Source organism: Micromonospora humi (assembly GCF_900090105.1).
GTDB classification, from domain to species: domain Bacteria; phylum Actinomycetota; class Actinomycetes; order Mycobacteriales; family Micromonosporaceae; genus Micromonospora; species Micromonospora humi.
This window is the reverse complement of the sequence record NZ_FMDM01000013.1, coordinates 204,859-216,600: the sequence shown is the minus strand read 5'-3', so window position 1 is coordinate 216,600 and position 11,742 is coordinate 204,859. Positions and strand designations below refer to the sequence as shown.

Here is an 11,742-nt window from a genome sequence, read left to right as displayed (position 1 = left end):
CCAGCAACACCGAGGATGCTCTTACGCAGGATCGTGTTCATGGTGAGGGCTCCATTCGGGGGTCGACGCACCCCGTGGGGGGACGGGGTGCGGGGGCACCGTCAGGCGCTCAGAAGACTGGGGGGATCCGGCATGCTCGCGGGGCAGGACGCTGCCTCGTCGCGGGTGCCGGGAGTAGGTGTAACGACCGGGCGGCCACCGTCATTCCCGGGGTGGGGGCGGCAGGTGGTCGGCGGTGCGGGGGTGCGCTCGCCTTCCTCGGTCTTTCACCGGGTTACAACGCCCCGCACCCCGCGACGATTCCACCGCCAGCGTGCCACCCACCACCCCCGAACCAGACAGCCAGCCCATCCAGGCGGATACCACCCACCGCTGGGCCGCACCCCGGTCGGGCCCGACCCGCCGACCGGAACGGCATGGACGCATCCGGCCCCGTCAGACACCCATAGCGTTCCACCCACCTGCGCACCGAAGCGTCACTGGAACACCATGGCCCTCCCAGGCACCCATGGCGTTCCACCCAGGCTCGGCCGGCCCAACGACTGGAACACCATGGGTGTCTCAAGGCCACGCGACACTCACCAGCGACCGAAACCGCTGGAGCGGGCACCGTGCCGCGCTGGGGTCCGTCACGGGCGCCACCGCGCCTGAGTCGGCCTCACCACCTCGCCGATACTGCACCGATGCCTCGCGACATGCCGGTTCTGTCCGGGTGTCGCGAGACCCCAACTCGCAGGATCCGCGCGGTGGCGGTCAGGCGGCGGGCCAGTCCTGGGAGGCCATACGCGGCGAGACCGCCCCCGGAGGGGCGGCCTCGAGCCAGGAGAGAAAACCGGTGACCGTGGACCGCGCCATGGCGATCTCGACCGGAGCGTGGTGACTGGTACAGCGCAGGATCACCCAGTCGGCCGGCATGGAGAGGCGCTCCTGCCCCTCGGGCAGCCGCCGGCGCTCCACGGCCAGCCCTTTGCGGGACAGCACCCGCTTCGGGCGCAACGCGAAGCTGAACATGCGGTACCAGCGGAGCTGGTCGCCGGCGAAGCGACCGAAGCCGGGCGACCAGCCGCGACCGTCGAGCATGGTGGTCACCCGGACGCTCAGCCGGATGATGCCACCGCTCCGGGTGAACAGGGCCCGCCGGATGAAGAGGATCAGGAGCGCGACGACGACGACAGCGACGCCGATTCCGATCCCTTCCACGATCTCCATCGGCGGGTCGGCTCAGCGGGCCGGGGTTGCCGGGGTGGCGCTCTCGGCCAGGACGGTCACGCCCTCACCGGTCACCGACAGGAAGCCGCCGGCGACGTCGTAGGCGACCTGCTGGCCGCCGGCCTGCTTGATGCGGACCTGGCTGGGCTCCGCGAGCTGGCCGAGCAACGGCGCGTGCCCCGGCAGCACACCGAGCTCACCCTCGGTCGTCCGGGCGACGACCATCTCGGCCTCACCGGTCCAGACCTTCTCCTCGACGGCTACGAGCTCGACGTGAAGCTGCTGTGCCACGCTGTCTCCTTGCTGCGGCGGCGGATTGCCGAAAGTCTAGTCGCGCGCTCGTCGACCACCCAAGGCGGGTGGTGAGAGCCGGACCACGACGTCCCGCACCTCGCTCAGGCTACTTGGTCTTCTGCTTGAAGTCGGGGTGCTCCAGCAGGAAACCGTCCAACTGGTCGGTGCGCAGCGCGGCGAAGAAGTCGTCGGACGGGGCGAGCAGCTCCTCGCCCCGGTAGGCGCTGCCCTGGCCGATCGGCCCGCCGGGCAGCTTGATCGTCTCGATCGCGTCGGGACGGATGTCCTTCAGGGCGAGGCCGAAGTCGACGACGGTGTTGCCCCGGCCGTTGAAGATCAGCGACTGCCCGGCCGCGCGCAGCACCCGGTCCAGCTTCACCGGGTTGGCCACCACGTCCGCGCTGAACGCCTGGCTCACCATCGCCTTGACGAACTGCTGCTGGTGCCGCTGGCGGCCGTAGTCCGCGTCCGGCACGCCGTTCTTCGGGTAGCGCTGCCGGACGTAGTCCAGCGCCTGCCACCCGTTGAGGTGGGCGTCGCCCTTCTCGTAGCGGGCCTGCGGGCCGAGGTAGCCGCCGCCGCCGGGCCGGAGCTGACGAGCCGTGCCGTCCGGCTTGAGGTGTTCGGACTTCACGTCGCGCTCGATGTACATGTCGACGCCGCCCATGGCGTCGACGATCTTCTTGAACCCGCTGAAGTTGATGATCGCGCCGGCGTCGAACCGCTTGATGCCGGTGACGCCCTGCACGGTCTTGGCGAGCAACTCGAAGCCCTGGGCGGCGCTCGGGTCCTTGCCCGGCACGTTGCTGCCGTGCGACATGGCGGCGTTGATCCGGTCGGTGCCGCCGCGGTAGTCGGCCTTCGGGAAGGCCGGGATGTCCACCCGCAGGTCGCGGGGGAGCGAGAAGAGGTAGCCGCGGTCCATGCCGGCCGGCACGTGCAGGATCATGATCGAGTCGGAGAGCGGCCGGGTCCTCGGGTTGCGGGGGTCGATGCCGACCAGCAGGATGTTGAGCGGGCCCTTGATGTCGCTCTTCTTCTCGGTGGCGCCGGCCGCCTGGTCGCCGAAGAGGTCGCCCTTGCCGACCGCGCCCTCGTAGCGCGCGACGAGCGTGTGGTAGCCGACCAGCACCGAGCCGCTGAGCACCACCATGACGATGCCGAGGACGGTGCAGACCCGGGCCCACCGGGGCACGCCACGCCACATGGACCGCTTGCCGCGACCCGCGCCGCCCTTACCCACGAGCATCTCCAATCGTCACGCCCACGAACAAGAGACGGGCCCGGGGGTCCGTTCCGTTGCAGAGATCAACGGCCGTGATGCGAATTCGTGTCACGAACGGTACCGCGCCCCCCGCCGAACCGCCCGCCGGCGAACCGGGCATCCGGTGCGTGAGCAGCCCGGAACAGGCGAAGGCCGCCCCGACCAGATGTCGGGGCGGCCCTCGTGGTGTGAGCGGGCTCTCAGCCCTCCTCGTCCATCAGCTCCTTGGCCTTGGCCTTGAGGTCGTCCAGGCCACCGCACATGAAGAACGCCTGCTCCGGGAAGTGGTCGAACTCCCCCTCGCTGATCCGGCGGAAGGCGTCGATGGTCTCCGCGATCGGCACGGTCGAGCCCTCCACGCCGGTGAACTGCTGGGCGGCGTAGGTGTTCTGCGAGAGGAACCGCTCGATCCGGCGGGCGCGGCCGACGGTGAGCTTGTCCTCCTCGGAGAGCTCCTCGATGCCGAGGATGGCGATGATGTCCTGCAGGTCCTTGTAGCGCTGCAGGATCCGCTTCACCTCGGTGGCGACGGCGAAGTGGTCCTCGCCGACGAACTCCGGGGCGAGGATCCGGGACGAGGACGCCAGCGGGTCCACGGCCGGGTAGATGCCCTTGTCGGAGATCGACCGCTCCAGGTTGGTGGTCGCGTCGAGGTGGGCGAACGTGGTGGCCGGCGCCGGGTCGGTGTAGTCGTCGGCGGGCACGTAGATCGCCTGCATCGAGGTGATGGCCTGACCCCGGACGGAGGTGATCCGCTCCTGGAGCTCGCCCATCTCGTCGGCCAGGGTCGGCTGGTAACCCACGGCGCTCGGCATGCGGCCGAGCAGCGTGGAGACCTCGGAACCGGCCTGGGTGAAGCGGAAGATGTTGTCGATGAAGAGCAGCACCTCCTGCTTCTTCACGTCGCGGAAGTATTCCGCCATGGTGAGCGCGGAGAGCGCCACCCGGAGCCGGGTGCCTGGCGGCTCGTCCATCTGGCCGTAGACCAGCGCGGTCTTGTCGATGACGCCGGACTCGGTCATCTCGGCGATGAGGTCGTTGCCCTCGCGGGTGCGCTCACCCACGCCGGCGAAGACCGAGGTACCACCGAAGTTCCGGGCCACCCGCGTGATCATCTCCTGGATGAGCACCGTCTTGCCCACGCCCGCGCCGCCGAACAGGCCGATCTTGCCGCCCTTGACGTACGGGGCGAGCAGGTCGATGACCTTGATGCCGGTCTCCAGCATCTCGGTCTTCGGCTCCAGGTCGGCGAAGGCCGGGGCCTTACGGTGGATGCCCCACCGGTCGTCGGCCTGGATGGTCTCGCCCTCGGTGAGGTTGAGGCACTCGCCGATCGCGTTGAACACGTGGCCCTTGACCGCGTCGCCCACCGGGACGCTGATCGGCGCGCCGGTGTCACGGACGTCGGCGCCCCGGACCAGGCCGTCGGTCGGCTGCATCGAGATCGCGCGGACCAGGTTGTCGCCCAGGTGCTGGGCGACCTCCAGGGTCAGCGTCTTCTCGCCACCGGAGAGCGTCACGTCGACGTGCAGGGCGTTGAACAGCTCCGGCATGGCGTCGCGCGGGAACTCGGCGTCGACGACCGGGCCGATGACCCGGACCACGCGACCCGTGGCCGTCTTGGTCTCCACTGCGGATACAGTCATCACACTTCACTTCCCGACGCGGCCAGCGCGTTCGCGCCGCCGACGATCTCACTGATCTCCTGGGTGATCCCGGCCTGACGGGCCGAGTTCATCTCACGCGTGTACTTCTCGATCATCTCTTCGGCGTTGTCGGTGGCGCTCTTCATCGCCCGCCGACGGGCGGCCGACTCACTCGCCGCCGACTCCAGCAACGCCGCGTAGATCCGCGTGTTGATGTACTTCGGCAGCAGCGCGTCGAGCAGCGACTCCGGCTCCGGCTCGAACTCGTACGCCGGCAGCAGACCGCCCGGGGCCTCGGACCGCGGGCGGTCCTCGACCTCCATCGGCCCGATGATCCGGGTGACCGGGTTCTGGGTCATCAGGGACTTGAACTCGGTGTAGACGATGTGCAGCTCGTCCACGCCGAGGATCCCGTCCTCGCCGGCATGGCCGTCCGTGTCGTCCGCGCCGGCGGTGAACGCCTTGATCAGCGTCTCACCCACCTCGCGGGCGTCGTCGAACGACGGCTGCTCGGAGAAGCCCGTCCAGCTGCCGGCGATCTCCCGGTTGCGGAACCGGTAGTACGCCACGCCCTTGCGGCCGATGACGTAGAGCACCGGCTCCTTGCCGTCGGCGCGCAGCCGGGCGATCAGCGACTCGGCGGTGCGGATCGCGTTCGAGCTGTACCCGCCGGCCAGACCGCGGTCGGCCGTGACCAGCAGGACGCCCGCCCGCCGCACCCGCTCACGCGAGGTGAGCAGCGGGTGGTCGATCCGCGCGTTCGAGGCCAGCGCCGTCAGCACGCCGGTGATCGCCTCGGCGTACGGCAGCGAGGCCGCCACCTTGGCCTGGGCCTTGGCGATGCGGCTCGTCGCGACGAGCTCCATCGCCTTGGTGATCTTCTTCATCCCCTTGGCGGAACGGATCCGCTGTCGGAGAACGCGTACCTGGGCGGCCATCGGATCAGCTCTCGGCCGGGCGGTCGGTGCTGCCGTCGCGGAAGCGGGTCACCGTCTCGCGGGTCTGCTCGCCCTCCAGGGCCTCGGCCGGGGCCTCGTTGATCCGGACCTCGTCCTCCTTGCCCAGGAAGACCTGCTTGAACTCGGTGATGGCCGAGTCCAGCGAGGAGATGATGTCGTCACCCCACTTGTTGTCCGCGATCGCGGCCAGCACGCCCTCGTGCTTGTGCCGGAGGTACTGCAGGAACTCCGACTCGAAGCGGCGGACCTCGCCGACCGGGACGTCGTCGAGCTTGCCCTCGGTGCCGGCCCAGACGGAGACGACCTGCTCGTTCACCGGGTACGGCGAGTAGTTCGGCTGCTTGAGCAGCTCGACCAGGCGGGAACCGCGGTTGAGCTGGTTCTGCGAGGCCCGGTCCAGGTCGGAGGCGAAGGCGGCGAACGCCTCCAGCTCACGGAACTGGGCCAGGTTGAGCCGCAGCGAGCCGGCGACCTTCTTCATCGGCTTCACCTGCGCGGCGCCGCCGACCCGGGAGACCGAGGTGCCGACGTTGATGGCCGGCCGGACGCCCTGGTTGAACAGGTCGGTCTCGAGGAAGATCTGACCGTCGGTGATCGAGATGACGTTGGTCGGGATGAACGCCGAGATGTCGTTCGCCTTGGTCTCGATGATCGGCAGGCCGGTCATCGAGCCGCCGCCCAGCTCGTCGGAGAGCTTGGCGCAGCGCTCCAGCAGGCGCGAGTGCAGGTAGAAGACGTCACCCGGGTAGGCCTCACGGCCCGGCGGGCGGCGCAGCAGCAGCGACACGGCCCGGTAGGCCTCGGCCTGCTTGCTCAGGTCGTCGAAGACGATCAGGACGTGCTTGCCGCCGTACATCCAGTGCTGCCCGATGGACGAGCCGGTGTAGGGCGCGAGGTACTTGAAGCCGGCCGGGTCGGAGGCCGGGGAGGCGACGATGGTGGTGTATTCCATCGCGCCGGCCTCCTCCAGCGTCCCCTTGATGGAGGCGATGGTGGAGGCCTTCTGGCCGATCGCGACGTAGATGCAGCGGACCTGCTTCGTCGGGTCGCCGGAGCGCCAGTTGTCCCGCTGGTTGAGGATGGCGTCCAGCGCGACGGTGGTCTTGCCGGTCTTCCGGTCGCCGATGATCAGCTGACGCTGACCGCGGCCGACCGGCGTCATCGCGTCGATGGCCTTGATGCCGGTCTGCAGCGGCTCGAAGACGGACTGCCGGGCCATCACGTTCGGGGCCTGGAGTTCCAGCTCGCGGAAGCCCTCGTTGGCGATGTCGCCGATGGCGTCGATCGGCTCGCCGAGCGCGTTGACCACGCGGCCGAGGAACGCGTCACCGACCGGCACGGAGAGCACCCGGCCGGTGCGCTTGACGCGCTGACCCTCTTCGATCCCGCCGAAGTCACCGAGGACGACGACACCGATCTCCCGGACGTCGAGGTTCAGGGCCACGCCGAGCGTGCCGTCCTCGAACTCCAGGAGCTCGTTGGTCATGGTCGAGGGGAGACCCTCGACGTGGGCGATGCCGTCGCCGGCGTCGGCGACGGTGCCGACCTCCTCACGGGAGACGTCGGCCGTGTAGGAGGAGACGTAGCGCTCCAGGGCGCCGCGGATCTCCTCCGTCGAGATGGTCAGCTCGGCCATCCTCTGCTTCCTTAAAGTTCAGGGGCCCGGGATACCTAGTACCGACCGGTCCGATGGCGTCGAATCAGGGCTGCTAAGACGCTGGTCAGCGCTTCGCGAGCGCGTTGCGGGTCTCGTTGAGGCGGCGCAGGACGGTGCCGTCGTACAGGTCGGAGCCGACCCGTACGCGCACTCCGCCGAGCACGTCGGGGTCGACCGTCTGCTTGACGGACACCTCCCGACCGTACATCTCGGTGAGGCGGGCACCGAGGCGTCGCTCCTCCTCGTCGCTCAGCGGAGCCGCCACGGTCACGTACGCGACCTGACGGTCCCGCCGGTCGGCCGCCAGCTCGACCAGCCGGGTGAGCGCTCCGACGAAGGAGCGTCCCCCGAAGCCGGCGAGCGCGGCCTCGACGAGTCGGACGGTGACCGGCCGGGCCTTGCCGTCGAGCAGCTGACCGGTGAGGCCGGCCCGCCGCTCGGCCGGGGCCATCGGGTCGGAGAGCGCGTTGGACAGCTCGGTGGAGCCGGAGACGACCTGCCCGAAGCGGAACAGCTCGTCCTCGACCTCGCCCAGCTCGCCGGCCGAGTCGGCGCTCGCCAGGAGCGCCTCCACACCCAGCCGCTCGACGCCGTCGAGCAGTTCCGACGGCGCCGACCAGCGGCCCGAGACCAGCGCGGTGAGCAGGTCGAGCGCGTCCGCGCCGACCTTGCCGGTGAGGATCCCGGTGAGCAGCGCCCCGCGGTCCTCGCCCGAGCGGGCCGGGTCGGAGAGCGCCCGGCGCAGCCGCGGCTCGCGCCGCAGCAGGGCGGCGACGGAGAGGACGTCGTCGGCGGTGGAGGCCACCGCCGACGGCTCCGCGCCGCGGACGTACGCGTCGAGGCGCTCGACCCCGGCGGCGTACGACTCCCGGCTGGCGGCCTGCATCAGCGGGCCCCCGTGCTCTCGAGTCCGTTCAGGAACCGGTCGACGGTGCCCTTGCGACGCGCCTCGTCGGCGAGCGACTCACCGACGATCTTGCTGGCCAGGTCCACCGCGATGGTGCCCATCTCGGTGCGCAGCTCGCGCACGATGGTGGCCCGCTCGGCCTGGAGCTGCTCCTTGCCGGCGGCGATGACCCGGTCGGACTCCTCGCGCGCCTTGGCGAGGATGTCCTGGCGGATGCCCTCGGCGTCGGCCCGGGCGTCGTCCCGGATCCGGGCGGCGTCGGTGCGCGCCTCGGCGAGCTGGGCACGGTACTGCTCGAGCAGCTGGTTGGCCTCGGCCTGCGCGGCCTCGGCGCGCTTGATGCCGCCCTCGATCGCGTCCACCCGGGCCTGGAACGTCTGCTCCATGCGCGGGAAGACGAACTTCATCAGCACGAAGCAGAGGACACCGAAGGCGACCAGCCCGACCACGATCTCCTGCCAGACAGGGATGATCGGGTTGTGGGTCGTCTCACCACCCTCAGCGGCGAGGAAGAACATGGGAAACCTCCCGGTCAGAGGGGCTGGATCAGGCGGTGCCGGCCCAGATGAAACCGAAGGCGATGCCCAGCAGCGCCAGCGCCTCGATGACGGCGAAGCCGATCCAGACGTACGGGAGGGTCATCCGGGACGACTCCGGCTGGCGGGCGGTCGACTGGATGTAGGCCGAGAAGACCAGGCCCACGCCGATGCCCGGGCCGATGGCGGCCAGGCCGTAACCGATGGCAGCGGTGCTGCCCGTTACCTCGGCAAGGATGCTCATTGCGGTTCCTCCTGGTTATCCCGCGTGACGGTCACGCGGATCGACAACGGTTGGTGCGAAAGATCGGATCAGTGCTCGTCGGCGAGGGCGCCCTGCACGTAGCTGGCGGTCAGCACCGTGAAGACGTACGCCTGCAGACAGATCACCAGGAACTCGAGGAAGGTCAGCGCGATCGTCATCACCCAGGACAGCACCGAGACCGGCGCCAGCCAGACGTTGGCGCTGAGCATGGCGAACCCGCCGAGCGTGAAGACCAGCAGGAGCATGTGGCCGGCGAACATGTTCGCGAAGAGACGGACGGCCAGGGAGAACGGCCGGACGATGAAGGTCGAGAAGAGCTCGATCGGGATCAGCAGCGGCAGGATGTACCAGGGCGCCGGCGGAACCAGAGAGTTCTTGAAGTACTTCACGAAGCCGTGGTGCCGGATGCCGACGTAGTTGAACATCACGTAGCTGATCACGGCGAGGAAGGCCGGGAACGCGATGTGCGAGTTCGGCGAGATCTGGAAGAACGGCAGGATCGCGAAGAAGTTCGTCAGCAGGATGAAGCAGAAGAGCGTGGTGAAGTAGGGAGCGAACCGCACCCCCGCGTGCCCGATCATGTCCACCGCGATGTTGTTGCGCACGAAGCCGTAGATCGACTCGGCGAACCACTGCCGCTTGGTGGGAACCAGTTGCGGTTTGCGGTAGCTGACCAGGAAGAAAATGATCAAGATGCCGACGGCGACCCACACCATCGCCGTGATCTTGGTGAACCAGTACGAGTTCTCCGCACCCCAGGGCAGGATGCTGGGCAGGTAGAAGTCCCCCACGCTCGGTGGGAATTCCGCCTGGCCCTGAGCCAGGACGTTCGCCTGTCCGAACACCGCGTCCCTTCCTAAGTAGGCGTGCCCAGCCGGCGGACGACCAGGATGATGCCCCCGGCCATGCCGAGCACGACCCCGATGCCGGTGGCGACGCCGCCGGTATCGAGCCAACGGTCGACCAACCAGCCGATGAAACCCCAGACGAGCATGCCCCCGATGAGGTATGAGAGCGCGGTCCAACCCTGACCGGCACCGGACGGAACGTCGCCCGAGCCGCCAGTGTTGGGGGGTTTCTGGTCACCGGCCATGACGGGGCGAACGATATCAGTCGAGCAGAAGAGGTTGTGCCTCACCCCCCGCACAACCTGGTTGTGTGGGACACGGGCGGGCGAAGTCGTCTGGAGGCACCGTACTCCTGCTTCGCCACTGAGAGAATGACCGATCGCGGACACGTCCGCGCGTCGCCCGAGGGGTGGGACGCGTCAGCCCGTCGCCCGTCGGGCGTGGACGGTCGCCAGCCACCAGATGTGCACGCCGGTCCAGACCACCACGCCCGCCGCGACGCCCAGGCAGAACGGGATCAACCCCGGCCAGCCGGTCGAGGCGACCAGCACCATCACCCCGCCGAGCGCGGTCATCTTGGCGATGTAGAGCCCCAGCCCGAACGGCAGCACGAGCTGCGGATCGCGGGCGTCGGCCCAGGCCAGCACCACCGTGGTCAGCGTGTAGCTGGCCGCCGTGACGGCCACCCCGGCCGCCGCGCCGAGCGCGCCGTCCGCGCCCCGCCACACCCCGCCGGCCACCGCCGCCACCGCGGCCATGACCGCCACCGCGGCCAGCAGCACCGGCAGGTGGCGCAGTCGCCAGCCCCGGTCCGCGACCGCCTCCGCCGCGCGCGTCCCCGGCTCAGCCACGGGGGTACGCCGGGAACGCGGTGACCAGCTCGGTCACGTCGGCGGCCACCCGGGCCAGCTCGTCGGTGCCACCTGGCGACTCCGGATCGGTCCGCACCGCCCGGCAGATCAACGCCGCGATCCGCCGCATCTCCGGATCGCGCATCCCCTGGGTGGTGACGCTCGGCGTGCCCACCCGGACGCCGGAGGCGACCATCGGCGACTGCGGGTCGTACGGGATGGCGTTCTTGTTCAGCGTGATCCCGGCGGCGTCGCAGCGGGCCTCGGCCTGCGCGCCGGTCACACCGGTCTCCCGCAGGTCGAGCAGGGCCAGGTGGGTGTCGGTGCCGCCGGAGACCGGCCGCAGGCCCTCGGCGGCCAGCCCGTCGGCGAGCGCCCGGGCGTTGCCGACCACCTGGGCCGCGTAGGTGCGGAACTCCGGTTGCGCGGCCTCGCGCAGCGCGACCGCCTTGGCGGCGACCGCGTGCATCAGCGGGCCGCCCTGGGTGAACGGGAAGACCGCCTTGTCGATCCGGGCGGCCAGCGACTCCCGGCACAGGATCATGCCGCCGCGCGGCCCGCGCAGCACCTTGTGCGTGGTCGCGGTGACCACGTCGGCGTGCGGCACCGGGGACGGGATCGCGCCGCCGGCCACCAGCCCGATGAAGTGCGCGGCGTCCACCATCAGGTACGCGTCGACCTCGTCGGCGATCTCCCGGAACCGGGCGAAGTCGATCAACCTGGGGTACGCGGTCGCGCCGCAGATGATCATCTTCGGCCGGTGCGCCCGGGCCAGGTCGCGCACCTCGTCGTAGTCGATCGTCTCGGTGTCCGGCCGGACCGTGTACCCGACCGGGTGGAACCACGTGCCGGAGAAGTTCACCCGGCTGCCGTGGGTCAGGTGCCCGCCGTGCGGCAGGTCCATCGCCAGCACGGTGTCGCCGGGCTGGACCAGCGCCGCGTACGCGGCCAGGTTGGCGCTCGCGCCGGAGTGCGGCTGGACGTTGGCGTGCTCGGCGCCGAACAGCTCCGTCGCCCGGGCGACGGCCAGTTCCTCGGCCCGGTCCACCTCGGCGCAGCCGCCGTAGTAGCGCCGGCCCGGATAGCCCTCGGCGTACTTGTTGGTCAGCGTGGAACCCAGCGCGGCCAGCACCGCCGGCGAGGTCAGGTTCTCGCTGGCGATCAGTTGCAGGCCGCCGCGCAGCCGCTCCAGCTCCCCCAGCACCACCCCGGCGATCTCCGGGTCGACGGTGCTGAGCTGCTCGAAGTCCGGCCCCCAGAAGGTGTCCCTCGCGTTCTCCACAGCGAAGGAGTCTACGGAGCCGCA

13 protein-coding genes are annotated in these 11,742 nt (G+C 70.0%); all 13 read right to left on the bottom strand.

The features are described from left to right. Window positions 1-753 precede the first annotated feature (753 nt). The 13 genes from GA0070213_RS23775 to GA0070213_RS23715 all read right to left on the bottom strand — a co-directional run bounded on the left by GA0070213_RS23775 (window position 754) and on the right by GA0070213_RS23715 (window position 11,718). On the bottom strand, window positions 754-1,209 hold the full coding sequence (locus GA0070213_RS23775) for a DUF2550 domain-containing protein (protein ID WP_091069055.1): 456 nt from the start codon (window positions 1,207-1,209) through the stop codon (window positions 754-756). Between the two features lie 12 nt (window positions 1,210-1,221). Beyond that, window positions 1,222-1,500 carry a F0F1 ATP synthase subunit epsilon gene (locus GA0070213_RS23770; RefSeq protein WP_047893558.1) on the bottom strand — a complete coding sequence of 93 codons (279 nt, stop codon included), beginning with the start codon at window positions 1,498-1,500 and terminating at the stop codon, window positions 1,222-1,224. A gap of 109 nt (window positions 1,501-1,609) precedes the next feature. Further along, window positions 1,610-2,752, bottom strand: coding sequence for an LCP family protein (locus tag GA0070213_RS23765; protein ID WP_091069051.1), 1,143 nt, complete (start codon window positions 2,750-2,752; stop codon window positions 1,610-1,612). Window positions 2,753-2,967: 215 nt separating this feature from the next. Beyond that, window positions 2,968-4,413, bottom strand: a complete 1,446-nt coding sequence (gene atpD, locus GA0070213_RS23760) for a F0F1 ATP synthase subunit beta (RefSeq protein ID WP_091069047.1) — start codon at window positions 4,411-4,413, stop codon at window positions 2,968-2,970. Next, the gene (locus GA0070213_RS23755) at window positions 4,413-5,351 is read right to left on the bottom strand and encodes a F0F1 ATP synthase subunit gamma (RefSeq protein ID WP_091069044.1); all 939 of its coding nucleotides are present in this window, start codon (window positions 5,349-5,351) and stop codon (window positions 4,413-4,415) included. Before GA0070213_RS23755 ends, atpD begins: the two co-directional genes overlap by 1 nt. Before the next feature lie 4 nt (window positions 5,352-5,355). Further along, entirely contained in the window at window positions 5,356-7,008 is a 1,653-nt protein-coding gene (gene atpA, locus GA0070213_RS23750; protein WP_091069042.1) for a F0F1 ATP synthase subunit alpha, read from the bottom strand. Window positions 7,009-7,093: 85 nt separating this feature from the next. After that, on the bottom strand, window positions 7,094-7,915 hold the full coding sequence (locus GA0070213_RS23745) for a F0F1 ATP synthase subunit delta (RefSeq protein WP_091069040.1): 822 nt from the start codon (window positions 7,913-7,915) through the stop codon (window positions 7,094-7,096). Continuing rightward, window positions 7,915-8,454 (bottom strand): F0F1 ATP synthase subunit B, encoded by a 540-nt coding sequence (locus GA0070213_RS23740; RefSeq protein ID WP_091069037.1) that lies wholly within the window; start codon window positions 8,452-8,454, stop codon window positions 7,915-7,917. The genes GA0070213_RS23745 and GA0070213_RS23740 overlap by 1 nt, the downstream gene beginning before the upstream one ends. Window positions 8,455-8,482: 28 nt before the next feature. After that, entirely contained in the window at window positions 8,483-8,716 is a 234-nt protein-coding gene (locus GA0070213_RS23735) for an ATP synthase subunit c family protein (RefSeq protein WP_046563803.1), read from the bottom strand. A gap of 68 nt (window positions 8,717-8,784) precedes the next feature. Then, window positions 8,785-9,582 carry a F0F1 ATP synthase subunit A gene (gene atpB, locus GA0070213_RS23730; RefSeq protein WP_091069034.1) on the bottom strand — a complete coding sequence of 266 codons (798 nt, stop codon included), beginning with the start codon at window positions 9,580-9,582 and terminating at the stop codon, window positions 8,785-8,787. An 11-nt stretch (window positions 9,583-9,593) separates the two neighbouring features. Beyond that, the gene (locus GA0070213_RS23725; RefSeq protein ID WP_091069120.1) at window positions 9,594-9,830 is read right to left on the bottom strand and encodes an AtpZ/AtpI family protein; all 237 of its coding nucleotides are present in this window, start codon (window positions 9,828-9,830) and stop codon (window positions 9,594-9,596) included. A gap of 174 nt (window positions 9,831-10,004) precedes the next feature. Continuing rightward, on the bottom strand, window positions 10,005-10,436 hold the full coding sequence (locus GA0070213_RS23720; RefSeq protein ID WP_091069030.1) for a hypothetical protein: 432 nt from the start codon (window positions 10,434-10,436) through the stop codon (window positions 10,005-10,007). Beyond that, window positions 10,429-11,718: a serine hydroxymethyltransferase gene (locus GA0070213_RS23715; protein ID WP_175441458.1), complete on the bottom strand. Its 1,290-nt coding sequence runs from the start codon at window positions 11,716-11,718 to the stop codon at window positions 10,429-10,431. Before GA0070213_RS23715 ends, GA0070213_RS23720 begins: the two co-directional genes overlap by 8 nt. Between the last annotated feature and the right edge of the window lie 24 nt (window positions 11,719-11,742).